We start from the raw sequence: 26,074 nt of genomic DNA, 5'->3' as shown, positions 1-26,074 counted from the left end.
CAGGCGCATCAGGCCTTGCCGTCGAAGACTCCGCCGTTCGCGCCTGCTGTCGCGCCGTAGGGGTTCTGCGCCTGCGGGCCCGAGCCCTTGGCGGCGACGATGACCATGGCCGGGCGCACGGTGCGCCCGAACAACTCGTAGCCCGCCTGCATGGTCTGGACGACGGTTCCGCCGGGTGCCTCGGTCGACGGCTGCTCGATCATGGCCTGATGCAGGTGGGGGTCGAAGGCGTCGCCCAGACCCGGGGCCACGCGCTTGAGCCCATTGGCCTCGAAGGCCTGAAGCAGCGACTTCTGCGTCAGCTCCAGACCGGTGATCAGCCCGGCCGCCTGGCTGTCGGCGTCCTTCGGCGCGGCCTGGAGCGCGCGCTCCAGATTGTCGGCCACGCCCAGCAGGTCCTTGGCGAAGCGCTGGATGGCGTAGGCGCGGGCGTCGTTCATCTGGGTCTCGGCGCGCCGGCGGGTGTTGTCGGCGTCGGCGGCGGCGCGCATGGCGCGGTCCTTCCACTGGTCGCGCTCGGCGATCAGGGCGTCCACCGTCGACAGGCCGCCAGCGTCCGACGCGAGCGGCGCGGCGTCGAGACCCGCCTCGGCGTTGGCGATGGCCTCGTCCAGGGCGGAGGGGCCGGCGTCGGGGTTGGTCGTATCGGTCACGTCTCTTGTCCGTCCAGGATGCGCCCCAGCACCCGGGCGGTGTAGTCCACCAACGGGATGATGCGGGCATAGTTCAGTCGCGCGGGCCCGATCACGCCGATGGCGCCCAGAACCCGCTGGCGGCCCGTCATATAGGGCGCCGCGACGACAGCGGAACCCGAAAGCGAAAACAGCCGCGTCTCCGCCCCGATGAAGATGCGCACGCCCTGAGCCGTCGTGACGCCGTCGAGCAGGCCGATCAGCTGCTCCTTCTGCTCCAGGTCGTCGAACAGGACCCGCACCCGCTCCAGATCCTCGACCGCGCCCGCGTCCGCCAGCAGATTGGCCCGGCCGCGCACGATCAGGGAGCGGTCGCGGTCGCCTCCGCCGGACCAGGCCGCCAGTCCTTCTTCGACCAGACGGGCGGCGGCGGCGTCCAGTTCCTTCTTCGCCGCGTCCAGTTCGCCGCGCATCTCCTGACGGGCCTCGGACAGGGGCCGACCCTTGAGCCGGGCGTTCAGGAAGTTGGACGCCTCCTGCAAGGTCGAGGGCGTGACACCGGCGGCCAGCGTCATCAGCCGGTTCTCGACCGTGCCGTCGTCGGCGACCAGCACGGCCAGGGCCTGGCCCGAGCCGAGCGCCACGAACTCCACATGCTTGACGCCCGCGTCCCGGACCGGACTGGCGACGATACCCGCCCCGCCCGCCAGCCCGCTGAGCAGGGCCGAGGCCTCGTTCAGCGCCTCGTCGAAGCCGCGTCCCCGCCCGGCCAGACGCGCGTCGATCTCGCGCCGCTCGTCCGCGCCGATGTCGCCGATCTCCAGCAAGCCATCGACGAACAGGCGCAGACCCGCATGGGTCGGGATGCGCCCGGCCGAGGTGTGGGGGGCCGCAAGCAGCCCGGCCAGCGTCAGGTCCTGCATGGTGTTGCGGATCGAGGCCGGCGACAGCGCCACGCCTCCGCGCGAGACGGTGCGCGAACCGACGGGTTCGCCGGTTTCCAGATAGGTCTCGACGATGCTGCGGAAGATGTCGCGCGCCCGCTGGTCCAGCGCGGGCAGGCCGGGAGAGGGATGCAGGAAGGTCATGCGCGCGCCTCCCAGTCGACCCGCGAGAGCCGATGCACCAGGCAGTCGTCGTCCTCGAACATGCGCCGGCCTTCCGGAACGAATCCCAGGCGCTGATAGAAGCGGATCGCGGCGGTGTTGGACGCTAGCGGATCGATAACGATGGCCTTGACCTGGGGCTCGGCGAAACAGCGGTCGATCATCTGGGTCATCATGGACGTGCCCACGCCGCGCCCCAGCCACTCCCTCGGCCCGATCCAGATGTCGATGGCGCGCAGGTCCGGCTCGATCTCGCCCCAGTAATGGCTGGGTTCGGTATGCGGGTCGCAGACGGCCATGACGCCGACCGGACGGCCCTCGACCTCGGCGATGACGTAGGTCAGTTCGTAGGCCGAGTTGGTCAGCTCGTCGGTCCAGTCGATGCCGTCGAAGGCGACCTCGGCCAGGGGGTCGTCGCTGGAGCAGGCGATGACGTGCGGCTCCAGGTCCCAGGCGGCCAGGGTGGCGGCGTCGGCGACCGTGGCGGGTCTCAGGCTCACCGCCGGCGCTGCGGGCGGGCTCGCCTGACGTTCGGGGGCATACAGGCTCATGGTTTCAGGATAAGCGGTGCGGCCCGTTCCGCAACGCCTCCGAGACCCGATCATGCGCCCCTCCGACCGCACCCCCGACCAGCTCCGCGCCGTGACCCTGGAGACCGGCGTCAACCGCTACGCCGAGGGCTCCTGCCTGGTCTCGTTCGGCCACACCAAGGTGCTGGTCACGGCTTCCGTCGAGGAGAATGTGCCGGGCTGGATGCGCGGCAAGGGCGCCGGCTGGGTCACGGCCGAGTACGGCATGCTGCCCCGCGCCACCCACACCCGCGGCCGGCGCGAAGCCGCCGCCGGGAAACAGTCGGGCCGGACCCAGGAGATCCAGCGCCTGATCGGCCGCAGCCTGCGCGCCGTCGTCGACCTGAAGGCCCTGGGCGAGCGTCAGGTGCTGGTGGACTGCGACGTCATCCAGGCCGACGGCGGCACCCGCACGGCCTCGATCACCGGGGCCTGGGTCGCCGTGGCCTCGGCGCTGGGGTATCTCAGGAACGAGGGCGTGCTGAAGGTCGATCCGGTGCTCGATCAGGTCGCGGCCATCTCGTGCGGCGTCTTCGCCGACACCCCGGTGCTCGACCTCGACTACGAGGAAGACAGCCAGGCCGAGGCCGACGGCAACTTCGTCCTGACCGGCTCGGGATCCATCGTCGAGATCCAGGCCACCGGCGAGAAGCGCGGCTTCTCGCGACCCGAATTCGACCGCCTGTTCGAGCTGGCGGAGCTGGGCTGTGGCCACCTGTTCACGCTCCAGCGCGAGGCCGTAGAGGCCGCGCTCGCCCGCCAGGCGTAGCGGGCTTCCCAGCCTGACCGAAGCGGCGCATCGTCCGGGCCTCGATCGCCCGGAGAGCCCGCCATGCCTCGCGTCCGCTTGTCCCTCGCCCTGATCGCCGCCTTGTCGCTCGCCGCCTGCGGCGGGTCTGAGCCCGCCGAGCCGACCGAGGCCCCGGCGACGGAGGCCGTCCCCGTCGCCGCGCCTCCCGCCATGATGCCCGACGACGCCCCTCCGCAGGAGGAGGCGCCCGCTGACGTCGAGCCTGCCTCCGCGACCCCCGCCAACTGCCGCGAGGAGATCGGCGAGGTGGCCTCCGCCCGCCTCGTCGCCCGCTGCATCGCCGTCAGCCCGGCGACCCGGCCGCCGTGCAACGCCCTGAACCCCTGCGAGATGATCCAGGGCGAGATCGACCGGGCATGCGGACAATACGGCGAGGGAGAGCAAAAGCCGGCGGAGTGCGCGGCCTAGGCAGAGATCTCTCCCTCCCCCAGCGGGGGAGGGAGAAACGGCAAAGGCCCCGCTGTCGCCAGCGGGGCCTTCTTCATTTCAGCGAGGACGCGGGACCTTAGTCCCGGCGACGCCGGCCGCGATCGCCGCCACCGCGACCGCCGCCGTCGCCATCCCGCTTGGGACGGCCACCGCCGGTGTCTTCGGTGAGAGGCGGCTCGCCGCGTTCGGCGCGTTCGGCGTTGATCTTGTCGGTGATGTCCTCGCCGGTTTCCTGATCGACGACCTTCATCGACAGCTTGGTCTTGCCGCGGTCGTCGAAGCCCAGGAACTTGACCTTGACCTCCTGGCCCTCGGACAGGACGTCGGCCGGATTGGCGACGCGTTCCAGGCTGATCTGGCTGACGTGCACCAGGCCGTCCTTGGCGCCGAAGAAGTTCACGAAGGCGCCGAAGTCGACGACCTTCACGACCTTGCCGGAGTAGATCATGCCGGGCTCGGGCTCGGACACGATCGAGCTGATCCAGTTCTTGGCGGCGTCGATCTTCTCCTGCTCGGAGGCGGCGATCTTCACCGAGCCGTCGTCCTCGATGTTGATCTTGGCGCCGGTCTTTTCGACGATCTCGCGGATGATCTTGCCGCCCGTGCCGATGATGTCGCGGATCTTGTCGACCGGGACCTTGATGGTCTCGATCTTGGGCGCGAACTCGCCCAGCTCGGTGCGGGCGCCGTCGATGGCCTTGTCCATCTCGTCGAGGATGTGCAGGCGGCCGGCCGACGCCTGGGCGATGGCCTTGCGCATGATTTCCTCGGTGATGCCGGCGACCTTGATGTCCATCTGCAGCGAGGTGATGCCGTCACGCGTGCCGGCGACCTTGAAGTCCATGTCGCCGAGGTGATCCTCGTCGCCCAGGATGTCCGACAGGATGGCGAACTCGCCCGACGGCTCCAGGATCAGGCCCATGGCGATGCCCGAGACCGGCTTCTTCAGCGGCACGCCCGCGTCCATCAGGGCCAGCGACGATCCGCAGACCGTGGCCATGGAGGACGAGCCGTTCGACTCGGTGATCTCCGAGACCAGGCGGATGGTGTAGGGGAACTCGTCATGGCTGGGCAGCATCGGACGGATCGCCCGCCAGGCCAGCTTGCCGTGACCGATTTCCCGACGGCCCGCGCCGCCCATCCGGCCGGTCTCGCCGACCGAATAGGGAGGGAAGTTGTAGTGCAGGAGGAACTTCTCCTTGTACGTCCCGGTCAGGGCGTCGATGTACTGCTCGTCGTCGCCGGTGCCCAGCGTGGCGACCACGATGGCCTGGGTTTCACCGCGGGTGAACAGGGCCGAGCCGTGGGTGCGCGGGAAGACGCCGACTTCCGAGACGATCGGACGGACCTTGTCCAAGGCGCGGCCGTCGACGCGATGAGCGTTCTCGATGATGTCGCGACGCAGGACCTCGGCCTCGCACTCCTTGAAGGCGGCGCCGAACTTGGCCGGCTCGACGCCGTCCGGGTTCTCATCGGTCTTCACCAGGGCCTCGGCGGCCTTCTTCTTGGCGGCGCCGACGGCGTTGTGACGCTCGTGCTTGGTGACGTGGGTGTAGGCGGCCTTGATGTCCTCGCCGACCAGCTTCTTGATCGAGGCGACGACGTCGGAGTGGTCCTCGGCCTGGAAGTCGAAGGGATCCTTGGCGGCGTGCTCGGCCAGTTCGATGATGGCCTCGATCACCGGCTGCATGCCGCGATGGGCGAACATCAGGGCGTCCAGGAAGGTGTCTTCCGACAGTTCCTTGGCCTCGGATTCCACCATCATCAGGGCGTCGGCGGTGCCGGCGACGACCAGATCCAGCGCCGAGGATTCCATCTGGTCGATGGTCGGGTTCAGCACCAGCTCGCCGTCGATATAGCCGACGCGGGCGCCCGCGATCGGGCCCATGAAGGGCACGCCCGAGATCGTCAGGGCGGCGGAGGTCGCGACCATGGCGACGACGTCGGGGTCGTTCTCCAGGTCGTGCTGCAGCACGGTGACGACGACCTGGGTCTCGTTCTTGAAGCCCTTGACGAACAGGGGGCGGATCGGGCGGTCGATCAGGCGGCTGACCAGGGTTTCCTTCTCGGTCGGACGGCCTTCACGCTTGAAGTAGCCTCCGGGGATCTTGCCCGCGGCGAAGGTTTTTTCCTGATAGTTCACGGTCAGGGGGAAGAAATCCATGCCGGGCTTGGGCGCGCGGCCATAGACGACGGTGGCCAGAACCACGGTCTCGCCATAGGTGGCCAGGACCGCGCCGTCGGCCTGGCGGGCGATGCGGCCCGTCTCCAGGGTCAGGGGCCGGCCGGCCCAGTCGATCGTCTTGCGTTTGATGTCGAACATAGTCGTTTTGTCTTTCGTGCCCCGCGCGGCGGATTCCGGGCGGGCGTCCCGTCAGGGGGTGGAGCGTCGGGCCTTTCTCGTCCTTCGATCCGTGGGCCGGCCGCCCCATGGCGATCGGTCCGGGTGTGATGAGGACCGCTATGGAGCCCTCGCGTCAGTAGTCTGGACCGGACCACGCGCCCTCGGGCATCGGATCGGGTCGTTGCGCCGAACGTCCGGCGGCGCACCGGTCTTCATATGCGGAAAGAGGCGCGGGCGTGAACCCGCGCCTCGTGATCTGTTCCGCGCAGCCCGCGCTTAGCGGCGCAGGCCCAGCTTGGCGACGAGGGCGCCGTAGCGGTCCTTGTCGGTCTTGGCCAGGTGGTCGAGAAGGCGACGACGCTGCGAGACCAGCTTGAGCAGGCCCCGGCGGCTGTGGTTGTCCTTCTTGTGGGTCTTGAAGTGCTCGGTCAGGTTGGCGATGCGCTCCGACAGGATCGCGACCTGGACCTCGGCCGAGCCAGTGTCGCCCGACGAGCGGGCGTTGTCCGCAATGACCTCGGCCTTGCGTTCAGCAGTGATCGACATCCGCAGCTTCCTTTCTGTGCCCTAGCGCTCGGCCTGCGAGGCCTCGCTGCTTGAGGGCGGGGAAGTGTCCCTTCCGGCCCCGAAGGGATGGGTCAGGACAGGTTGAAAACGCGGTCGGGTTCGAGCCGACCGGCCCGCAACTGACAGAGGGCGACCAGCGTCTGGCCCTGAAAGGTGGAAACGGTGCGAGACCCGCCAGCGAGGCGGCTCTTCAGGGTTTCGACCTGTCGGGGGAGCAGAACGATCGGCCGTCCCTGCCGAAGCGAGAAGGCATCCTGGTCCGTCACGGCCAGCTCCGGGATGTCGTCCAGGGCGGTCGAGACGGGCAGCAAGCCCTCAAAGGCGGCGTCCCTATGCACCAGATCGGTCAGGAAATCCAGCGACACGGCGTTTTCGGTCGAGAACGGCCCCACCCGCTCGCGCCGCAGAGCCGAAACATGCCCCTCGGCCCCGAGCGCCAGCGCCAGATCGCGGGCCAGCGACCGGACATAGACGCCCTTGCCGGTGCGGATGGTGATCTCGACGTGGTCGTTGTCCGGCGCATCGGTGACGTCCGCCTCGTGGATGACCACGCGTCGGCTCTCCAGCTCGAAGTCGGCGCCGTCGCGGGCCAGGTCGTAGGCGCGCTGTCCGTCGACCTTGATGGCCGAGAAGCGCGGCGGGGTCTGGTCGATCTCGCCGACGAAGGCCGGGAGCGCGGCCTTCACCGCCTCGACCGATGGCCGGACGTCAGAGCGGGCGACGATCTCGCCCTCGCGGTCCACGCTGTCGGTCGAGACGCCCCAGTTGACGGTGAAGCGATAGACCTTCTGGGCGTCCATCAGGAACGGGACGGTCTTGGTCGCTTCGCCCAGCGCGATGGGCAGGATGCCGGTAGCCAGGGGATCGAGCGTGCCCGCATGCCCGGCCTTCTGCGCATCGAACAGGCGACGGACCTTCGTCACGGCCTCGGTCGAGCCCATCTCCAGCGGCTTGTCGAGGCAGACCCAGCCGTGGACGGGGTTGCCCTTCTTCCTGCGGCCCATCAGGCGTCGTCATCTTCGACCCGAGGATCGAGGTCGGCGCGGACGCGCGGGTCGTCCAGCAGCCGGTTCAGGCGCTCGGCGGCGGCGAAGCTCTCGTCGTGGCGGAAACGGAGATCGGGGGTGAAGCGCATGTCGATATGCCGACCCAAGGCTCCGCGCAGGAACTTCGCGTGGACGTTCAGAGCCTTCACGATCTCGTCGATGTGGCCCGCCGTGTCCGAGGTCTCGATCCCGGCGCCCAGGGGCTCGACGAAACAGGTCGCGTGCTTGAGGTCGGGCGACAGACGCACCTCGGTCACCGTCACCGAAACCCCGATCAGGGCCGGATCGCGGATCTCGTTCTCGCGCATCACCTCGACCAGGGCGTGGCGGATCATCTCCGACGCGCGAAGCTGGCGCTGGCTGACCAGCCCGGCGGTGGATTTCGACTTGGGTTTGCGGTTGCTCATGACGTCATCCAGTTCGCCGTCGGGGATCGGACCCGGCTCGAAAAGCGAAAGGCGGGCGGTCTAGGCGTTGCGACGACCGCTGTCCAGTTCGTGCCAAACCCCGCCGAGCCCCAAGACCATTCCGACGGCGGCAAAGGTGCCCGCGATGATCCAAACGAAGGCGTATTGGCCAATGTCCGCCGGTCCGAACAGACCAAGCAGGATTGCTATGCCACAACCCCACCCGGCTCCGGCCCAAATCAGCGTGGGTCTGCGCAATCGCCCTGATCTCCGCAAGGCGTAGACCGTCGGCCAACCGAGACAAAGCACCCCTGCGAGGCTCGGCAGAAACCCAAAAAGAACAGCAAGGGGAAGATAGCCTACGAGCGAGAAAACGAGCTCGAGCTGCCCCTGCTTGGCGATGTCTACGGCGGTCAAAGTGAGGCCCGCTCCGACAGGACCCAGCGCCGATGCCAGCAGTGTGGTCCAAATGAAAGTCGACCGTCTGATGGACCATGCGGGGCTAGGCATGGCCTCTGGTATCCCTGTCCACCGTGGCGACCACCTCGCCTGCGGTGACGGCGCGCATCGGCCGGATGTCGAGACCGGCGGCGTTGAGCACCCGCGCCGTCCAGCTGTTGCAGAGGTAGCCCATCCAGAAATGCTCATGGCTGGCGAAGAAGTGCGCGCCCGCGTCCGGTCGAGCCGTCGACAGCCGGGCGTGGCCGTCCTGAAGCGCGAGCGAGGCCTCCACCCGTTCGGTCATCGCCGCGAAAGCGTCTGGCGACAGGCGCAGCGTCCGCACCTTTTCTGCCGCAAGGCCACGCGTGGGATCGCCCGCGTGCGGGTCCAGCATGACCACCGACGCATTGCCCGGCCGGAAGAAGGCCCGCGCGCCGTCCAGCAGGCGGCCCTCCATCGGCGAGGTGTCGGTGAAGAACTTCGCATCGCCCCAGCCGATCAGGATCCAGTCTCCCGCGCCCACTGAACGAGACGCCTGCGCCAGAGGCCCGCCACGCGCCTCCAGCGCCGCGCGCGGCACGGCGAGGTCGGTGTGGAAGCCGTTGTTCAGGATGTGGACCACAACCGGCGGCCCCGCGTCCAAGGCGATCTCGGCCCCAGGCCGTGTCCAGGTCCAGAGCCCGGCGACCAGGCCCAGCAGACCCGCGATGACGACGCCCCCCACGCCACGCATCAGGGGGTCTCGCCGACCGGGGCGCGGGGCGGGGCGCTCCATTCGCCGCGATAGAGGTAGGACAGGGTCACGCAGTGGCGATAGGCGCCATCGGGCCAGCGGCCTACGCCGTGCATGGCCATCGGCCGCCCGGCGCGCACGCGGCCGAGCACAAGGAAGGTCTGGTCCGCGCCGGGGCAGAGGGCGCGGGCGAGGCCCCGTCCGTCGCCTTCCAGCGGGATGGTGTAGACCGTGGCTTCGGAAACCCCGTCGGGCAGGACCCGGCGCGCCTCGTCCGGCCCGCCGCGCGCGATGGTGGCCGAGCCCCTCGCGCTGGTGGACAGAATGCGCCGCACGCTGATCGCCCCGAACAGCCCGCGCTCGACCTCCAGCGTCACGCCGCGTGTCAGCGCGCGCGTCACCCGATCCGCCGGATCGAAGGCCAGCAGGCGGGTGTCCGCCGCCGCCGGTCCGGCGAGGGCGAGAAGACAGAGACTGACGATCAGACGGCGCATCGCAGCACTGATACCGCGATCCGTGGCGGAAGGGAGGCCAAGACCCAAGCGCGAAGCGGCGCTCAAGCAGCGAGCGACCGCGTCGCGAGCGGTAGCGCCGACAAACTGGCACTCAAGCAGCGAGGCTCCGCGAGCCGAGCGTTAGCGCCCGGCGCGCAGCGCCATGCTTAAAGGCTCCGCTTCACTTCCTCGACCGTGAAGCACTCGATGTAGTCGCCGACCTTGATGTCCTGGAAGCCCTGGAAGTGCATGCCGCACTCCTGGCCCGACGGGACCTCGTTGACCTCGTCCTTGAAGCGCTTGAGCGTGGCGAGCGTGCCCAGCTCCAGCACCACGACGTCGTCGCGGATGATCCGGACCTTGGCGCCCTTGCGGACCACGCCTTCGGACACCCGGCAGCCGGCGATCTTGCCGGTCTTGGAGATGTCGAAGATCTGAAGCACCTGGGCGTTGCCCAGGAAGGTCTCGCGCTGGAGCGGGGCCAGCATGCCCGAGAGCACGCCCTTCATGTCGTCCAGCAGGTCGTAGATGATCGCGTAGTAGCGGATCTCCACGCCCTCGCGGTCGGCGAGGTCGCGGGCCTGTTTCGACGCGCGGACGTTGAAGCCCAGGATCGGAGCGCCCGCCGACTTGGCCAGCTGGACGTCGGATTCGGTGATGCCGCCGGCGCCGGAATAGACGACGCGGGCGCGGACCTCGTCATTGCCCATCTTCTCCAGCGAGCCGGAGATGGCCTCGCCCGAGCCCTGGACGTCGGACTTGATGACGACCGGCAGCTCCGAGATCTTCTTGGAACCGAGCTTGGACATCATGTCGACCAGCGACACCTGATTGATGCCGCCCGTGGCCTTCTCGCGCTTCTGGCGGGCGCGGAACTCGGTCAGCTCGCGGGCGCGGGCCTCGCTGTCCACGGTGGCGAAGATGTCGCCGGGCGAGGGCGCCTCGTCCAGTCCCAGGATCTCGACCGGAACCGAGGGCCCGGCGTCCTTGAGCTGTTCGTTGCGCTCGTTCAGCAGGGCGCGAACCTTGCCCCACGAGGAGCCGGCCACGACGATGTCGCCGCGCTTCAGCGTGCCGCGCTTGACCAGGACGGTGGCGACCGGGCCGCGGCCCTTGTCCAGCTTGGCCTCGATGACCACGCCCTCGGCCGAACGCTCGGGATCGGCCTTCAGGTCCATGACCTCGGCCTGCAGCAGGATGGCCTCGATCAGGCCATCGAGGTTGGTCCGGGCCTTGGCCGAGACCTCCACGATCTGGGTGTCGCCGCCGAGCGCCTCGGAGATGACCTCGTACTGCAGCAGTTCGTTGACGACACGCTGCGGATCGGCCTCGGGCTTGTCGATCTTGTTGACCGCCACGATGATCGGAGCCCCCGCCGCCTTGGCGTGCGAAATCGACTCGATCGTCTGGGGCATGACCCCGTCGTCGGCCGCGACCACCAGGACCACGATGTCGGTGACGTTGGCGCCGCGCGTCCGCATGGCGCTGAAGGCCGCGTGGCCGGGCGTGTCCAGGAAGGTGACCGCCTCGCCGTTGGCCGTGCGCACCTGATAGGCGCCGATATGCTGGGTGATGCCGCCGGCCTCGCCCGCCGCCACGTCGGTGGTGCGCAGCGCGTCCAGCAGAGACGTCTTGCCGTGGTCGACGTGGCCCATGATGGCCACGACCGGGGCGCGCGGCGTGGTCGCCTCGTCGTCCACCGCGTCGGACAGGAAGCCTTCCTCGACGTCGCTCTCCGACACACGCTTGACGGTCATGCCGTATTCGTCGGCCACCAGTTCGGCGGTGTCCGTGTCGATGACGTCGTTGATCTTCATCATCAGACCCTGCTTCATCAGGAACTTGATGATGTCGACGCCGCGCACGGCCATCCGGTTGGACAGCTCCTGCACGGTGATGACGTCGGGGATGACGACCTCGCGCGGACGGTTGGGCGTATCGGTCGAGCCGCCCTTCCTCTTTTCCTTCTCGCGTTCGCGGGCCCGCCGGACCGAGGCCAGGGAGCGCATGCGCTCGGCGGCGTCCTCGTCGCCACCGGCCACGGCCTGGATGGTCAGACGGCCTTCGCGGCGCTTGGGCTCGCCGCGGGTGCGGCTGACGGCCTTGCCCGGACCGGCGTCCGAGAAACGCTTGTCGCGATCCTCCTCACCGGCCTTGGCGGGACGGCCGAAGCCGGCGCCCGGCGCGCGGCTGGGACGCAGCACATTGGGCTCCGCCGGCGGCGCGTTCGGGGCCGGACGGCCGCCGGGACCGGTGCGGGCCGCGCCGGGACGGGCGGCGCCGGGGGCCGGACGCGGGTTCAGCGCGGAGTAGCGGACGGGCTCGGCGGGGCGACCGGGCGCGCCGCCGGGACGGGCCGAAGGCGGACGCGCGGTCTGGGGCCGGTCTGAATAGGACCGTTCGCCACCGCCCATGGCTTCCTCGCGGGCCGAGCGGCCGCCGAAACCCGGAGCCGGCGTGCGGCCCGGCGTCGGGGCCTTGGGCACGCGCTGGCCGAAGTTGACGACGGGGCGAGCGGGCGGAGCCGGACGCGCGGGCGCCGCCGGAGCAGGCGTCGGAGCCGGGGCAGGGGTCGGCGCGGCGGCGGCCGGGGCCGGAGCGGGCGCGGCCGGCTTGGGCGCGGGCCTGGCGGGGGCCGCGGCGCCCAGCTTGGCGGCTTCGGCGCGGGCCGCTTCGGCGGCGGCCTTGGCGGCGGCGGCTTCGGCCTGGGCGGCGCTGGCGGCGCGCTCGGCGGCGGCGGCCTGTTCCCGCGCGGCGGCGTCACGGCGCGCCTGCTCCTCGGCCTGGGCCTTGGCGCGCTCGGCCTGCTGGCGCGTGGCCAGTTCGATGGCGCGACGACGGGCTTCCTGTTCCTCGTTGGACAGGCGGCCGCCGGCGGGTTGCGGCGCGGCGGGACGCGGGGCCTGCGGCGCGGCCGGAGCCTCGGTCCGCGGACGCGCGACGTCGAAGCCCTGGGGCCGCTGATGACCCCCGGCCGGAGCGCCCGGGCGGCGCTTGATCTCGACGGCGACCGTCTTGGTGCGGCCGTGGCTGAAGCTCTGGCGCACGGTGCCGGTGGGCACCGAGCCCACCGCGCGCGGCTTCAGGCTCAGCGGCGCGCGCGGTCCCGTCGTGGACGGGGTTCCCGTGGGAGCCTGGCCTTCGTTGGTCTTGTCGTTCTCGTCGGTCATCCGGTCGCTTTACTCGTGGGCGGGAAGGTCCGCCGGTCGTCCTAAGGTCGTCTCGTCAAACGCAAAAAGCCGTGCGACGCCCGACCCTTCCAAGGAAGGATCGAACCCCGCCCGTTCGCCCTCACGGGCCTGATCCTGGGTCTTCGTCTGACCCGCTCCCGCCGCCGGACCCCGTTCCGAGGTCCCACTCCGGGGGGCGGAGCGGTCGAAATCCCGCCAATCGCGAGGCCTCCTGGCCCCAGCGATCCGCCCGCCCTCCGGCGAGCAGGACGGCGTGTATCGCATTTTCCAGCCCGAGGGCCAAACTCAAATCGTCCGCGCTGAAGGCCCCGCAGACCCGCGTCGCCTGATGCCGCGCCAGATTGAGCAGTTTTCCCCGTCCGTCGGCCGCGCCGTCCGACGCCTCGATCAGCCAGGCCGCGTAGCCCGACCGGATCGCCGCCGCGCATTTCTCGAAGCCCGAGATAAGCACGCCTTCGCGTCGGGCAAGACCCAGCTGGTCCAGACAGCGCCGAACCAGCAGGCCCTCGACCGTATCAGCCAGATCGGCGGGCGCCTTCAGCGGCGCCTTGGCCGAGCGGGAGAAGAGGTTCTTCCTCACCGCCGTCTCGATGGAGGCCCGATCGGCCGCCACCCACATGCCGCGACCCGGCAACTTCCGTCCCAGATCTGGCGCCACCGCGCCGTCCGGGCTCGCCACGAAGCGGATCAGACAGGTCTCGTCCATCGCCTGGTGCGTGACCAGGTCGCGGCGCTCCCTATCCGATGTCGCGGCGGCGAGACCCATGGACGGCTGCGGCTCCCATCACTGGTCGCGCGGCTGGTCGGGGTCCTCGGCGAGGACCTCGGCGTCAGCATCGGCGTCTTGCGGGGCGCTGTCGAAGACGGCCTCGGGGTCGTATTCGCCCTCGGCGTACTCTTCCTCGTACTCCGGCTCGGGCTGCGGCAGCTCGGACGCGTCGATCCAGCCGGCGGCCACGCGGGCCTGGAGGATCAGCATCTCGGCGTCTTCCTGGGCCAGGTTGAAGCTCTCCAGCACGCCCGGGACCTTCACCCGCTCGCCGTTCCGGACCTCATAGCCGCCGCGGATTTCGTCGGTGGCCAGGTCGGCCAGGTCCTCGACGGTCTTGATCCCGCCTTCGCCCAGAGCCACCGCCATAGGCAGGGTCACGCCCGGCACGTCGAGCACGCCGTCCTCGACGCCGAGCTCCTTGCGCTTGGCGTCCAGCTCGGCCGCCTGACGATCCAGGAAGTCGCGGGCGCGGGCCTGCAGTTCCTCGGCGGTGTCCTCGTCGAAGCCCTCGATCTCGGCGACTTCATAGCTCTCGACGTAGGCCAGGTCCTCGACCGTGGCGAAGCCCTCGGTCACCAGGAGCTGGGCGATGACCTCGTCGACGTCGAGCGCCTCCTGGAACAGCTGGGTGCGCTCTGCGAACTCGCGCTGGCGACGCTCGGAGTCCTGGCTCTCGGTGATGATGTCGATCTGCCAGCCGGTCAGCTGGGAGGCCAGGCGCACGTTCTGACCGCGACGGCCGATGGCCAGCGACAGCTGTTCGTCCGGCACCACCACCTCGACGCGGTCGGCCTCTTCATCGAGCACCACCTTGGAGACCTCGGCCGGAGCCAGGGCGTTCACGATGAAGGTGGGCTCATCGTTGTTCCACTGGATGATGTCGATCTTCTCGCCCTGCAGTTCGGCGACCACGGCCTGGACGCGCGAACCGCGCATGCCGACGCAGGCGCCGACGGGGTCGATCGAGCTGTCGTTCGACAGGACCGCCATCTTGGCGCGCGAGCCGGCGTCGCGGGCGGCGGCGCGGATCTCGATCACGCCGTCATAGACCTCGGGCACTTCCTGGGCGAACAGCTTGGCCATGAAGCCGGGGTGGGCCCGGCTCAGCATGACCTGCGGACCCTTGGCCTCGGGCCGGACGTCGTAGATGTAGGTGCGGATCCGGTCGCCGATGTTGAACACCTCGCGCGGGATCGACTGGTCGCGGCGCATGATGCCCTCGCCCCGGCCCAGATCGACGATGGTGTTGCCGTATTCGACGCGCTTGACGGTGCCGTTGACGATCTCGCCGACGCGGTCCTTGAACTCCTCGTACTGGTTGGCGCGCTCGGCCTCACGCACCTTTCCGGTGATGACCTGGCGGGCCATCTGGGTCTGGACGCGGCCGAACTCGAACGGCGGCAGTTCCTCGACGTATTCCTTGCCGACCACGGCCTCCGGATCGCGCTTCAGGGCGTCGCGCAGCCGCACCATGGCGCTGTCGTTGAACTCTTCCAGCTCGTCCTCGGGCTGCCAGTCGTCCTCGACGATGGTGACGTGGCGCGTCAGGGCCAGTTCGCCGGTCTTCGGGTCGATCTTGGCGCGGATGTCGTGGTGGGCGCCGTAGCGCGACTTGGCGCCCTTCTGGATCGCCTCCTCCAGCGCCTCGATCACGATCTCGCGGTCGATGTTCTTTTCCTGCGCAACCGAATTGGCGATCTGGAGCAGCTCCAGACGGTTGGCGGAGATACCGGTCACGGCCATCAGGCGTCGTCCTCAGTGGTCTTGATGTTGGTGTTGGCTTCGGCGCTTCCCGAAGGAAGGCCGTCGTCTTCGGGTTCGCCCCTCGCGGCCCGTATCGCGGCGCCGCGCTTCAGGAGCGCATCGTTCATGACCAGCTTGGCGTCCGCCAGCCAGTCGAAGGGGATCAGCGCGGTGTCGTCCTCGCCGTCCAGGTCGATGGCGATGTTGTCGTTCTCGGTCCCCGCGATCAGACCCTTGAAGCGCTTGCGCCCCTCGATCATGCGATCGGTCTCGAGCCGGGCCTCCAGCCCCTCGAAGATGTCGAAGTCCTTCAGCCGGGTCAGGGGCCGGTCGATGCCGGGCGACGACACTTCCAGTAGATACTCCCCCGCGATCGGGTCGGCCGCATCCATAACCTCAGATACGGCGCGGCTCAGGCGCGCGCACTCCTCGACCGAGATATCGTTGTCCGCCGGGCGTTCAGCCATGATCTGGAGCCGACGCCGCAGGGTGCCGCCCATCAGCCGCACGCGCACGATCTCCAGGCCGAGCGACTCCGCGACGGGATCGACCAGCTCCAGGATTTCGCGATCTTCGACGGTCTTGGCGCGCAAGGGGATGCTTCGGGCAAAAGAAAAAGCGGTCGGCCATCCAGGCCGCCGCTTTGAACGACGCCGTTGGACGCCGGTCTAACGATGTGGGGAGCCCTATAGACCCGCTTGCGCCGAAAGAAAAGGGCGGCGTCGGCCGCCCCTCCCAACCGTCAGTGCGCGTGGGCCCGCTTGCGACCCAGTCCGCCGGTCAGCAGGGTCTTGATGAAGAAGAAGACGGCGATGACGATCGCATAGCCGAGGAACAGCGCCAGCCGCGTGATCCAGAACCCACCCTCGGTCAGATCGGGCAGCAGGAAGGCGCCGCCGTCGAGCATCGGTCGGAGGGCCTCGATCAGGGTCTGGACCAGGGTGGCGCCCAGCGCCGCGCCCCACAGGCCGCTCCAGGCCCCCATCAGGAAGAAGCCGAACACGGCGGCGATCACCAGGCCCATGACCTGGTTGACCCCGTCGAAGCCGCTATCGGCCAGCGCCAGCAGGCCCTGCAACAGATCGCCCAGCTGGGCGAGAAGGTCTTCCATGACGCGCCGCTCCGGTTCGATGTCCCACGGCCCCGCTTGGCCGCCGGCAGGGTTAACGCCGGTCGCCGGAAATGGCTCCGCTTAGCGCCCCGTCGATCCGAAACCGCCCGCCCCGCGCTCGGTTTCGTCCAGCGTCTCGACCACGAAGACCGAGACCTTGGCCACCGGCGCAATCACCATCTGGGCGATGCGCTCGCCCCGCCGGATCACGAACGGCTCCTGACCGAGGTTGACCAGGATCACCCCGACCTCGCCGCGATAGTCGCTGTCGATGGTGCCCGGCGTGTTCAGGCAGGTGATCCCGTGCTTCAACGCCAGCCCCGAGCGCGGCCGCACCTGCGCCTCCCACCCGGGCTCCAACGCCATCTTGAAGCCGGTCGGGACCAAGGCCCGTGCGCCGGGTGTCAGCGTCAGCGGCGCATCGTCAGCGACCGCCGCCCGCAGGTCCATCCCCGCCGATCCGGCGGTCTCATAGGCCGGCAGCGCCAGGCCTTCGGCGTGCGGCAAGCGCTGGATGCGGAGCGTGCTCAAGGGCGGTCCTCAGGCTCTGGGGGCGAAGTGATCGGCGATCCGGTCGGCCAGGCGCTCGGCGACCTCGGTCTTGGACAGGCGCGGCCAGGGCTCGGCGGCGTCCTTCGTGACCAGCAGCACAGTGTTGCCGTCCGCGCCGAAGACATCGGCGGAGACGTCGTTGCCGACGATCCAGTCGCAGCCCTTCCTCGACAGCTTGGCCCGGGCGTTGGCCTCCAGGTCGGTGGTCTCGGCCGCGAAGCCGACGACCAGCGTCGGCCGGTTCGGCCCCGCCTTGGCGATTCCCGCGAGGATGTCGGGGTTCTCGATCAGGGCCAGGGCGGGAGGCCCGCCGGGCGCCTTCTTGATCTTTCCGCCGGCGATGGTGTCGACCCGCCAGTCGGCCACGGCGGCGGATAGCACGGCGATGTCGGCGGGAAGCGCGGCTTCCGTCGCCGCCTGCATCTGCAAGGCCGTCTCGACGTCGACGCGGGTCACCCCCAGCGGCGCGGGCAGGCCCGTCGGCCCCGACACCAAGGTCACGTCCGCGCCTCGCTCGGCCAGGGCGGCGGCGATGGCATAGCCCTGCTTGCCGCTGGAGCGATTGGTCAGGCCCCGCACCGGATCGATCGGTTCGAACGTGGGCCCCGCCGTGACGACGGCCTTTCGCCCCGCCAGCGGCCGCCCGGCCGGTCCCGCGAGTTCGGCCTTGATGGCCTCCAGGATCGCCGCCGGCTCGGCCATGCGCCCCGGCCCGAACTCGCCGCACGCCATCTCGCCGTCGTCGGGGCCGACCACCGCCATTCCGTGCAGGCCAGGGAAGCCCTTCAGGCGCGCGACGTTCGCCTGCACCGCCGGGTGGGTCCACATCCGCACGTTCATCGCCGGGGCCAGCAGAACCCGCTTGTCCGTCGCCAGCAATGTCGTGGAAGCGAGGTCGTCGGCCAGGCCGTTCGCCGCCTTGGCGATCAGCCCCGCCGTGGCCGGGGCCACGACCACCAGATCGGCCCAACGCGACAGCTCGATATGGCCCATCGTCGTCTCGTCGTCGGGCAGGAACAAGCCTTGCCTGACAGGATGACCTGTGAGCGCCGCCAGCGACAGGGGGGTTACGAAGGCCGCCCCGCCTTCAGTCAGGATCGAGCGCACCTCGGCACCGGCCTTCCTGAGCAGACGCACAAGCTCCAGCGCCTTGTAGGCCGCGATACCGCCGCCCACGATCAGCAGGATTTTTCGGCCGTTCAGGGCGGGACTGGACATGAGCCTCATCTAGCCGCCGTCGACCGACCGGTCGAGACGCGAAAAAAGAACATTGCATGAACAGCTGAGTTGTGCGTAACGTTGGTTCGCGGAATGGTTGGAGGGTGAAATGAAGTCGACGTTGATGGGCACGACGCTGGCTGCAATGCTGGGCCTGACGACTTGCGGCAATGGAGACTCGGCTGTCGAGACGCGCGACCGGGCGCAGGCGACGTCGGTCTCCCTGATGTCGGCGACGGTTTCGGAAGGGACCGGAGAAGAGGCTGCCGCGACGGCCGACGTAGCGCCACCGCTGACCGCCAATCGGCGCGAGACGGTCGATGAAAAGATCCAGCGTCTCTACGAGCGCAACGGAGCGGACTTTGGCGCCAGATCGCCCGAGGACTTCCTGGCCAAGATCACGGCCTTCACCACGTCGCCACCGTCGGGCACCGACCGGGCGACGCGACCTAATGGCGATGTGCTGCTGTATCAGGCCTCGACCAACACTTTTGCCGTTGTGGATCGAGACGGCACGCCGCGCACCATGTTCAAGCCGGACGAGGGCGAAGCCTACTGGGCCGAACAGAAGGCGGCTGCACCGACGTTCGGACAGCGTCGTTCAGACGGCTAGGATCGACGACGGGCAACGCGAGAACGCTAGTCGACGTCGGGCCGCTCCACCATTTCGCGGATTAGATCGAGCGCCAGTTTCTGCTGGCGAGCCGATAGTCTGGGGGCCAGACGGGCGATCTCGATCGTGTGCCGGGTAGCCGGGAAGTCGTGCTCGAAGGCCGGAGCGCTGTCCTCCGCCATGCCCGGCTGGGCGCCACCCAGACCCTGGAAGAAGTAGGCCACGTCGACCTTGAAGAAGCGAGCAATGTCCCAGAGCTTGGACGCCGATATCCGGTTGGTGCCCTTCTCGTACTTCTGGATTTGTTGAAAGGTCAGGCCGAGCGCCCGACCAAGATCGCTCTGGTTATAGCCCAGGCTGATCCGTTTCTCGCAGACCCGACGCCCCACGTGCCGGTCCACCGGATGGGGGCCGTCCGCTCCCTTGCCTCTCGCCATTTCGTTCGCCGCTGTGAAAAGTTCGTATTGTGGAAGACGCCATGCGCCCGCCGCCAGCGCCTGTCATGCAAATTCTGGGAAATGGCGATTCCGCCCGTTGACACCGGAGAATCGACCCCTTGTACGCCGACCACGGGCAAGCCGATGTCGCCGCACTTGCGACCATCGTGGCCTCCGTCTCAAGATCTTCAGCGGAGACCTCCAGGGCGAGCCAGAGCGAGCGGTGACAGGCCAGTGAGCAGCAGGAGCGCAAAGAGGACATCGCCGAATCCGCCATAGAGCGTCGGGGATTTCGCCTCCGGGAGCCGCGCGTCGATCACCCCGCTTTCGCCGCTGTCCAGTCGCTGGCCGTCGATCACCCGCCCCCACGGATCGATCATGGCAGAGACGCCCGTCGGGGTCGCTCGGACCACCGGCAGCCCCGTCTCGATCGCGCGATAGCTGGCGAGGTTCAGATGCTGGATCGGTCCGGAGGTCGCCCCGAACCATGCGTCATTCGAGACATTGACGATCCATTCCGGCCGGCCCCGCCCCGCCGGCGTGAAGCCCGGATACAGGCTCTCATAGCAGATCAGGGGCTGGACCCTCGACCCGTTCGGTAGGCTGATGGGAGCCGGCGTCGGCCCGGCGCTGAAATCAGCCGGCATATGGACGAGGCTGCGCACGCCGAGGGCGCTCATGAGCGCGCCGAGCGGCAGGAATTCGCCAAACGGCACCAGCCGGTGCTTGTCATAGATGGCTGCGACGCCCAGACCCTCGCCGCCCTCGTCATGCAGGGCGATCAGGCTGTTGAAGTAGCGCGCCCGTCCGTCCTCGCCGCGTTCACCCCGCGCGAATCCGGCCAGAAGAGTCTGCCCCGGCCGCAGCGCCCGGGCGATGGCCGCGCCATCCGGCGAACCGGGCGCGAAGACGTCGTCGAAGCTGGCCGGTAGCGCCCCCTCGGGCCAGACCACCAGGTCCGGCAGGGCCTCACCCGGCCGGGCGGTCAGATTGACATAGCGCTCGACGATCGAGCGATAGGCCTCGGGCGTCCATTTGGACTCCTGGTCCACGTCAGGCTGAACGATGCGGACCAGGGTGGCGGTCTCGCGCACCTCGGCTCCGGCCAGCCGGATCGCTCCGCCGATGATCAGGGCCAGGAAAACCGTGGCCCCAGCCACGGCGACGCCGATCCGGTCCTTTCTGGGGCCCGGCGTCAGCAGAGGCCCGAACGCCGCCGCCGCCGCGACCGTCACAAGACCGAGCCCATAGACGCCCGCGATCGCAGCGAACTGGGACGCGGCTGAACCCGCCCTCCACCCTGCGCCCGCCGGATTCCACGGAAAGCCGGTCAGCACATGACCGCGCAGCCATTCCAGCAGGGCGAAGAAGGCCGCGAACACCAGCACGCGCGCCAGACTGGCCGGCGCGAACCGGCGATAGAGCGCGGACGCCGCGCCCCAGAACAAGCCGATCCCGGCGGGCAGCAGGCTGGCGGCGAAGGGCGCCATCCAGGCCTGAGCCGGATTGACCAGAAAGGCCTCGGCCACCCACCAGCAGCCGACGAGAAAATAGCCGAACCCCGCGAGCCAGCCGACCCAGAACGCCCCGCGCACGGTGGTCGAACGCTCCGCGAGCAGCATCAGCAGGGGATAGGCGACCAGCCCCGGCAGAATGCCGAACGGCGGATGCACCAGGGCTGCGAGGACCCCCGCGGCCAGCGCAAGCCCGATCCTGCTCCAGCGCCCGGTCAGCAGCGAGCCGATGACATCCTTTCCAGCCATCACGTCGTCACCAGATAGGGGTCCGCCACGCCGAGCGTCGCCAGGATCTCGCGCTCCTCGGCCTCCATCGCCTCGGCCTCGACATCGTCCTCATGGTCGCGGCCCAGCAGATGGAGCACGCCATGGACGGTCAGGTGAGAGAGGTGATCCGAGAGGCTCCTGCCCTGCGCCCGCGCCTCGTCGGCGCAGACCCCAAAGCCGAGCACGATGTCGCCCAGGGGCTGGATATCCGCGCCGGGGATGGCGGCGGCGGGGAAGGACAGGACATTGGTCGGCCTGTCCTTTCCGCGAAAGCGGGCGTTCAGGTCGCGCACCGTCTCATCATCGCTCAGCAGGACGGTGACCGTGCCGGTCGCGACGCCCAGCGCCGCCTTGGCCGCACGGGCCACGACGGCCTCGACATCGGCGATCGACGCCGACCACGCCGCGTCCTCGACCTCGACCTCGATCATCGCTCGGACGGGTCCTCGAGATCGGGAGCTGGGCGACTGCGCGTCGCATCGGCGTCGTAGGCGCGCACGATCCGCTCGACCATGGCGTGACGCACCACGTCCTCGGCCTCGAAGGCCAGCACGCCGACGCCCTGGACGTCCTTCAGGATCCGCAGCGCATGGGCCAAGCCGCTGTCGCGCGGGTTCAGAAGGTCTATCTGGCTGGGGTCGCCCGTCACCACCATGCGCGCGCCTTCGCCCAGACGGGTCAGGACCATCTTCATCTGCAGTCGGCTGGTGTTCTGGGCCTCGTCGACGATGATGAAGGCGTGGCTCAGCGTGCGGCCGCGCATGAAGGCGATGGGCGCGGCCTCGATCTCGCCCTTGTCGCGCCGGCGCTGGACGTCCTCGGCCCCCAGGATGTCGTTCAGAGCCTCCCAGATCGGCGCCAGATAGGGATCGACCTTCTCGTTGAGATCGCCCGGCAGGAAGCCCAGCTTCTCGCCCGCCTCGACCGCCGGGCGCGTGATGACCAGCCGGTCGACCTGCCCGCGCCGCAGCAGCGACGCGCCATAGGCGGCGGCCAGGAAGGTCTTACCGGTGCCCGCCGGGCCGACGCCGAAGGTCAGCTCGCAGCGCGACAGGGTCTCCAGATAGCGCGCCTGGGCGTTGGTCTTGGGCACGATCGCCCCGCGCTTGCCGATCGGCAGGGCCATGGGATCGGAACTGGGCGCGCCCTTGCCGCCGCCTCGCGCCGCGGCGATGCCGGCGCGCACGTCGGCCTCATTGACATCGGCGCCCTTGTCGGCGCGGGCGACCAGGGCCGCAATCACCGTCTTGGCGTTTGCGCGGTCGCGGGCTCCTCCGTTGATCGAAACCCCGCCGCCGGGAGCCTCGATCAGCACCTTGAAGGCGTCCTCGATCAGGGCGACATGGCGGCTGTTCGGCCCGATGACAGCACGCAGCGCGCGGTCGTCCAAGGCGAGGAACTCGGATTCTCGCGCCACTCAGGCCGCCTTCTCTTGAAGGAGCCGTCCGGTCAGACTGTTCTGTTGTCCGCTCACGATCTCGACGGGAACGATCTGTCCGATCAGATGATCCGCGTCCTCGGCATGGACGGACTGCAAATAGGGCGAGCGGCCGATGGCCTGACGCCCATGGCGGCCCTTCTTCTCGAACAGCACGTCCAGGGTCTTGCCGACCTGGGCCTTGTTGAAGGCGACCTGCTGCTCCAGGAGCAGCACCTGCAGCGCGTGGAGCCGGGTCAGCGAGACGTCGGCCGGCACCTGCGTCCCAATTCCGGCGGCGGGCGTCCCGGGGCGCGGCGAATACATGAAGCTGAAGGCCGAGGCGTAGTTCACCTGCCGCACCAGATCGAGGGTGTCCTCGAAATCCCGGTCGGTCTCGCCGGGGAAGCCGACGATGAAGTCCCCCGATAACGCCATGTCCGGCCGCGCCTCGCGGATCCGTCCGATCAGGTCGATGTACTTCTGTCGCCCGTGCTTCCTGTTCATCAGCCGCAGGATGCGGTCCGAGCCTGACTGAACCGGCAGGTGCAGATAGGGCATAAGGTGGGGCAGCTCGGCATGGGCCGCGATCAGGTCGTCGGCCATGTCATTGGGGTGGCTGGTCGTATAGCGGATACGGTCGATGCCTTCGATTTCGGCCAGCGCTCGCGCCAGGCGCGCCAGCGTCCAGACCGAGCCGTCCGGCCCTGCGCCGTCATAGGCGTTGACGTTCTGGCCCAGCAGGGTCAGCTCGCGCACACCCTGGGCCGCCAGTCCGCCCGCCTCCGCCAGAACGGCTTCGGCCGGACGCGACCACTCGGCGCCCCGCGTATAGGGCACCACGCAGAAGCTGCAGAACTTGTCGCAGCCTTCCTGCACCGTCAGGAAGGCGGTCGGCCCATTGATGCCGCGCGCTTCGGGCAGGCTGTCGAACTTCTCGTCGGCGGCGAAGTCGGCCCCGATGCGCTCGCCGCGCGCGCGCGCCGTGCGGGTCAGCAGCTCGGGAAGCTGATGATAGGCCTGGGGGCCGACCACCAGATCGACCGCCGGCTGGCGACGCATGATCTCCTCGCCCTCGGCCTGGGCCACGCAGCCGGCGACCGCGATGGTCATGGCGCCGGATCGGCTCTCCTTCATCTCGCGCAGTTTGCCGAGCTCGGAATAGACCTTCTCGGCCGCCTTCTCGCGGATGTGGCAGGTGTTCAGGATGACGAAATCCGCGCCCTCGGCCGTGTCGGTCGGGGCATAACCGAGCGGGCGCAGCACATCGGCCATGCGCTCGCTGTCATACACGTTCATCTGGCAGCCGTAGGTCTTGATGAACAGTCGCTTGACGCCGGGAGCGGTCTCCGGCGTCGCGACCGTCCCGGCCTGCGGCGGGGTCAGGGTCTCGGACATGGGCGGCTTATGATCGCCGATCCCGGCGACCGCAAGGCGGGCGGTGCCCGACGGGGCTCAGGACACCTTCTCGGGCGCGACCCTGGCGACGTTGCGCGTATAGATCAGGCCCTCGCGCCGCGACGGCTCGGCCCCCGGAATGGGTTTTCCGTATAGCTCCAGCTTGTGTCCCACCAGCTCGAAGCCCAGCCGCTCGGCGATCTCGGATTTCAGCCGCTCGATCTCGGCGTCGAAGAACTCGATGACCTCCCCTGTCTTGGTATCGATGAGGTGGTCATGGTGGTCGTCGCCGGCCTCTTCATAGCGCGAACGGCCATCGCCGAAGTCATGTTTCTCGACGACCCCGGCCTCCTCGAACAGGCGCACGGTGCGATAGACCGTAGCGATCGAGATGTGCGGGTCGATGCCCGAGGCGCGGCGGTACAGCTCCTCGACGTCGGGATGGTCCTCGGCGCTGGACAGCACACGGGCGATGACCCGCCGCTGTTCGGTCATGCGCATGCCGCGCTCGGCGCAGAGTTTCTCGATCCGGTCCATGGGCGGGAAGATAAGCCCCGGATCAGGCGGTGGGAAGCGGGGCGGACAAATTGCGAGCCAGAAGCAGAGCGTCGACGGCGGGACCGTCTGGCCGGGCATAATAGCGGGGCCGGCGGCCGACCGGCTCGAAACCGAGACGGGCATAGAGGGCCCGGCCGGCGGCGTTGTCCTCGGCCACCTCCAGAAACAGTCGACGCCCGCCAGCGGCAACGATCCGTGCGGCCGCCTTCTCGATGAGGCGCGTCGCGACGCCCGTGCGTCGCGCCGACGGTCGGACCGCCAGTGTCAGGATCTCGGCTTCATCAGCGGCGACCTGAACGAGCATAAATCCATCCCCTTCGACCTCGAGGGCGATGCCGGGCTGATCCAGAAGTTCGGCGAAGGTCCGCGCTGTCCAGGGGCTGTCGAAAGCCTCGGCGTGAATGGCTGCCAGACCTCGCGCCAACTCTGAACCCGGGCCCCCCGTCGTCACGCGCGTGCCTGTCCCGGAAGCCTGGTCGGAGGCGTGGCGTCGGGCGCGCGCAGATAGAGGGGCCGAGCCGGGTGGCTCGCCGGGTCCAGACGCTCGGTGAGCTTGGCCAGTGCCGAGGCCGTTGGCTCGGTGACGATTGTGGTGGCCTCCGGTGCCAGAAGCCCCGCTCCGCTCCCGGCCCAGCGCCAGGGCCGGCTGTCGTTGTTGAGAACCATCCGGGCATCCTCGATGCTGACGGCCCGGGCGTCGCATATCGCCTCTCCATCCATGAAGGTCTGAAGATAAACCTCACCGCGTCGCGCATCGATGACGACTGCCACGGGTCCGGACGGGCCCCCGCCCAAGGACCAGGCCAGCGCCTGCAGGCTGGAAACCCCGATCACCGGTCTGCCAAGCGCCTGACCCAGTCCCAGCGCAAAGGCCAAACCAACTCTCAGGCCCGTGAAAGAGCCGGGCCCGATTGTGACGCCGATCCGGTCCACGTCATCAAGGCCGCCAGTGTCATGAACCGCGTCACGAACGAAGCCGCCCAACCTCTCGGAATGGCCGCGCGCCATCACTTCGCTGCGCAGGCCCATGACCTGGCCGCCCTCACACACGGCGGCGGTGCACGCTCCGAGCGCCGTGTCGATGACAAGGGTGCGCAAGAGTCAGATGACCTGCTCGACGCGCGTCACCTCGGGCACATAGTGGCGCATCATCTGCTCGACGCCCGCCTTCAGCGTCATCGCCGACGATGGACAGCCCGCGCAGGCGCCGCGCATCCGCAGGGACAGGACACCCGTTTCCTCGTCGAAGGCGTCGAACAGGATGTCGCCGCCGTCCTGGGCCACGGCCGGACGGATGCGGCTGTCCAGCAGCGACTTGATCTCGGCCACGATCTCGGAGTCCTCGGCGGACTCGGTCTCGCTCTCCGCACCTTCGCGGATCAAGGGCGCGCCGGAAGTGAAGTGGTCCATCACCGCCGCCAGGACCTCGGGCTTGATCTCGCTCCAGTCCCGGCCGTGAGGGGCGCGGGTCACCGAGACGTAGTCGTCGCCGAAGAAGACGCCGGTCACTTCCTCCAGTTGGAACAGGGCCTCGGCGAGGGGTGAAGCCAACGCCTGATCGATCGACAGGAACTCGCGCGGCGTGCTCGACACGATGCGTCCAGGGATGAACTTCAGGACGTTCGGATTTGGCGTGGGTTCGGTCTGGATGAACATGGGTCAGAGATGCGCCTCTGATCCGCCGCCTTCAAGACCCGACGC

General features: G+C 69.1%; 28 protein-coding genes. 3 read left to right on the top strand and 25 right to left on the bottom strand.

The window, feature by feature from the left end:
- Positions 1–8: 8 nt before the first annotated feature.
- Genes grpE through Q333_RS0113160 form a run of 3 tightly spaced genes read right to left on the bottom strand, consistent with a single transcriptional unit; the run spans position 9 to position 2,289 of the window.
- Entirely contained in the window at positions 9–602 is a 594-nt protein-coding gene (grpE, locus tag Q333_RS0113170; protein ID WP_407059720.1) for a nucleotide exchange factor GrpE, read from the bottom strand.
- A gap of 47 nt (positions 603–649) precedes the next feature.
- Entirely contained in the window at positions 650–1,720 is a 1,071-nt protein-coding gene (gene hrcA / locus Q333_RS0113165) for a heat-inducible transcriptional repressor HrcA (protein WP_029417601.1), read from the bottom strand.
- Positions 1,717–2,289: a GNAT family N-acetyltransferase gene (locus tag Q333_RS0113160; protein ID WP_051651327.1), complete on the bottom strand. Its 573-nt coding sequence runs from the start codon at positions 2,287–2,289 to the stop codon at positions 1,717–1,719. Before Q333_RS0113160 ends, hrcA begins: the two co-directional genes overlap by 4 nt.
- A 52-nt stretch (positions 2,290–2,341) precedes the next feature.
- Here Q333_RS0113160 and rph point away from each other — a divergent pair, with 52 nt between their 5' ends.
- Positions 2,342–3,076 carry a ribonuclease PH gene (rph, locus tag Q333_RS0113155; protein ID WP_029417598.1) on the top strand — a complete coding sequence of 245 codons (735 nt, stop codon included), beginning with the start codon at positions 2,342–2,344 and terminating at the stop codon, positions 3,074–3,076.
- Between the two features lie 63 nt (positions 3,077–3,139).
- Positions 3,140–3,526, top strand: a complete 387-nt coding sequence (locus tag Q333_RS0113150; protein ID WP_051651326.1) for a hypothetical protein — start codon at positions 3,140–3,142, stop codon at positions 3,524–3,526.
- Between the two features lie 97 nt (positions 3,527–3,623).
- Here the strand turns inward: Q333_RS0113150 and pnp are convergent, their stop codons facing one another.
- The 13 genes from pnp to coaBC all read right to left on the bottom strand — a co-directional run bounded on the left by pnp (position 3,624) and on the right by coaBC (position 18,166).
- On the bottom strand, positions 3,624–5,870 hold the full coding sequence (gene pnp / locus Q333_RS0113145) for a polyribonucleotide nucleotidyltransferase (RefSeq protein WP_029417595.1): 2,247 nt from the start codon (positions 5,868–5,870) through the stop codon (positions 3,624–3,626).
- A gap of 297 nt (positions 5,871–6,167) precedes the next feature.
- Positions 6,168–6,437, bottom strand: coding sequence for a 30S ribosomal protein S15 (rpsO, locus tag Q333_RS0113140; RefSeq protein WP_029417594.1), 270 nt, complete (start codon positions 6,435–6,437; stop codon positions 6,168–6,170).
- A gap of 92 nt (positions 6,438–6,529) precedes the next feature.
- Positions 6,530–7,462 carry a tRNA pseudouridine(55) synthase TruB gene (truB, locus tag Q333_RS0113135; RefSeq protein WP_029417593.1) on the bottom strand — a complete coding sequence of 311 codons (933 nt, stop codon included), beginning with the start codon at positions 7,460–7,462 and terminating at the stop codon, positions 6,530–6,532.
- Entirely contained in the window at positions 7,462–7,911 is a 450-nt protein-coding gene (gene rbfA, locus Q333_RS0113130) for a 30S ribosome-binding factor RbfA (protein ID WP_029417591.1), read from the bottom strand. Before rbfA ends, truB begins: the two co-directional genes overlap by 1 nt.
- Positions 7,912–8,413: 502 nt before the next feature.
- Positions 8,414–9,085, bottom strand: coding sequence for a DUF2459 domain-containing protein (locus Q333_RS0113120; RefSeq protein WP_029417587.1), 672 nt, complete (start codon positions 9,083–9,085; stop codon positions 8,414–8,416).
- Complete coding sequence (locus Q333_RS0113115) at positions 9,085–9,579, bottom strand: hypothetical protein (protein WP_029417586.1); 495 nt, start codon at positions 9,577–9,579, stop codon at positions 9,085–9,087. Before Q333_RS0113115 ends, Q333_RS0113120 begins: the two co-directional genes overlap by 1 nt.
- Before the next feature lie 167 nt (positions 9,580–9,746).
- A complete protein-coding gene (gene infB / locus Q333_RS0113110; RefSeq protein ID WP_029417584.1) occupies positions 9,747–12,749 on the bottom strand; it encodes a translation initiation factor IF-2 in 3,003 nt (1,000 codons plus the stop codon).
- Between the two features lie 121 nt (positions 12,750–12,870).
- Positions 12,871–13,536 (bottom strand): RNA-binding protein, encoded by a 666-nt coding sequence (locus Q333_RS0113105; protein WP_029417582.1) that lies wholly within the window; start codon positions 13,534–13,536, stop codon positions 12,871–12,873.
- Positions 13,537–13,554: 18 nt separating this feature from the next.
- Positions 13,555–15,285, bottom strand: coding sequence for a transcription termination factor NusA (nusA, locus tag Q333_RS0113100; protein ID WP_029417581.1), 1,731 nt, complete (start codon positions 15,283–15,285; stop codon positions 13,555–13,557).
- On the bottom strand, positions 15,285–15,878 hold the full coding sequence (rimP, locus tag Q333_RS0113095) for a ribosome maturation factor RimP (protein ID WP_029417579.1): 594 nt from the start codon (positions 15,876–15,878) through the stop codon (positions 15,285–15,287). The genes nusA and rimP overlap by 1 nt, the downstream gene beginning before the upstream one ends.
- Positions 15,879–16,027: 149 nt before the next feature.
- Positions 16,028–16,396 (bottom strand): cell division FtsX domain-containing protein, encoded by a 369-nt coding sequence (locus Q333_RS0113090; protein WP_029417577.1) that lies wholly within the window; start codon positions 16,394–16,396, stop codon positions 16,028–16,030.
- Positions 16,397–16,477: 81 nt separating this feature from the next.
- Complete coding sequence (gene dut, locus Q333_RS0113085; RefSeq protein WP_029417575.1) at positions 16,478–16,927, bottom strand: dUTP diphosphatase; 450 nt, start codon at positions 16,925–16,927, stop codon at positions 16,478–16,480.
- A 9-nt stretch (positions 16,928–16,936) separates the two neighbouring features.
- Positions 16,937–18,166, bottom strand: coding sequence for a bifunctional phosphopantothenoylcysteine decarboxylase/phosphopantothenate--cysteine ligase CoaBC (coaBC, locus tag Q333_RS0113080; RefSeq protein ID WP_035294420.1), 1,230 nt, complete (start codon positions 18,164–18,166; stop codon positions 16,937–16,939).
- Positions 18,167–18,275: 109 nt separating this feature from the next.
- Here coaBC and Q333_RS0113075 point away from each other — a divergent pair, with 109 nt between their 5' ends.
- The gene (locus Q333_RS0113075) at positions 18,276–18,779 is read left to right on the top strand and encodes a hypothetical protein (RefSeq protein ID WP_029417573.1); all 504 of its coding nucleotides are present in this window, start codon (positions 18,276–18,278) and stop codon (positions 18,777–18,779) included.
- Between the two features lie 26 nt (positions 18,780–18,805).
- Here the strand turns inward: Q333_RS0113075 and Q333_RS0113070 are convergent, their stop codons facing one another.
- From Q333_RS0113070 to Q333_RS0113030, 9 genes are all read right to left on the bottom strand, one after another.
- Positions 18,806–19,216 carry a helix-turn-helix domain-containing protein gene (locus Q333_RS0113070; RefSeq protein WP_029417572.1) on the bottom strand — a complete coding sequence of 137 codons (411 nt, stop codon included), beginning with the start codon at positions 19,214–19,216 and terminating at the stop codon, positions 18,806–18,808.
- 188 nt (positions 19,217–19,404) lie between these two features.
- Complete coding sequence (gene lnt, locus Q333_RS0113065) at positions 19,405–20,979, bottom strand: apolipoprotein N-acyltransferase (protein WP_051651325.1); 1,575 nt, start codon at positions 20,977–20,979, stop codon at positions 19,405–19,407.
- Positions 20,979–21,431, bottom strand: coding sequence for an rRNA maturation RNase YbeY (ybeY, locus tag Q333_RS0113060; protein WP_029417569.1), 453 nt, complete (start codon positions 21,429–21,431; stop codon positions 20,979–20,981). The genes lnt and ybeY overlap by 1 nt, the downstream gene beginning before the upstream one ends.
- The gene (locus Q333_RS0113055; RefSeq protein WP_029417568.1) at positions 21,428–22,417 is read right to left on the bottom strand and encodes a PhoH family protein; all 990 of its coding nucleotides are present in this window, start codon (positions 22,415–22,417) and stop codon (positions 21,428–21,430) included. The genes ybeY and Q333_RS0113055 overlap by 4 nt, the downstream gene beginning before the upstream one ends.
- On the bottom strand, positions 22,418–23,815 hold the full coding sequence (gene miaB / locus Q333_RS0113050; protein ID WP_084176127.1) for a tRNA (N6-isopentenyl adenosine(37)-C2)-methylthiotransferase MiaB: 1,398 nt from the start codon (positions 23,813–23,815) through the stop codon (positions 22,418–22,420).
- Between the two features lie 57 nt (positions 23,816–23,872).
- The gene (locus Q333_RS0113045; RefSeq protein WP_029417566.1) at positions 23,873–24,352 is read right to left on the bottom strand and encodes a Fur family transcriptional regulator; all 480 of its coding nucleotides are present in this window, start codon (positions 24,350–24,352) and stop codon (positions 23,873–23,875) included.
- A gap of 22 nt (positions 24,353–24,374) precedes the next feature.
- Positions 24,375–24,824: a GNAT family N-acetyltransferase gene (locus Q333_RS0113040; protein ID WP_051651324.1), complete on the bottom strand. Its 450-nt coding sequence runs from the start codon at positions 24,822–24,824 to the stop codon at positions 24,375–24,377.
- Entirely contained in the window at positions 24,821–25,471 is a 651-nt protein-coding gene (gene tsaB / locus Q333_RS0113035) for a tRNA (adenosine(37)-N6)-threonylcarbamoyltransferase complex dimerization subunit type 1 TsaB (protein ID WP_029417564.1), read from the bottom strand. The genes Q333_RS0113040 and tsaB overlap by 4 nt, the downstream gene beginning before the upstream one ends.
- A gap of 3 nt (positions 25,472–25,474) precedes the next feature.
- On the bottom strand, positions 25,475–26,029 hold the full coding sequence (locus Q333_RS0113030) for a NifU family protein (protein WP_029417562.1): 555 nt from the start codon (positions 26,027–26,029) through the stop codon (positions 25,475–25,477).
- Positions 26,030–26,074 lie beyond the last annotated feature (45 nt).

This window comes from Brevundimonas bacteroides DSM 4726, from assembly GCF_000701445.1.
In the GTDB taxonomy this organism is placed as follows: Bacteria; Pseudomonadota; Alphaproteobacteria; order Caulobacterales; family Caulobacteraceae; genus Brevundimonas; species Brevundimonas bacteroides.
Note: the sequence above shows the minus strand (reverse complement) of the source record. Positions and strands in the feature narration are given on the sequence as shown.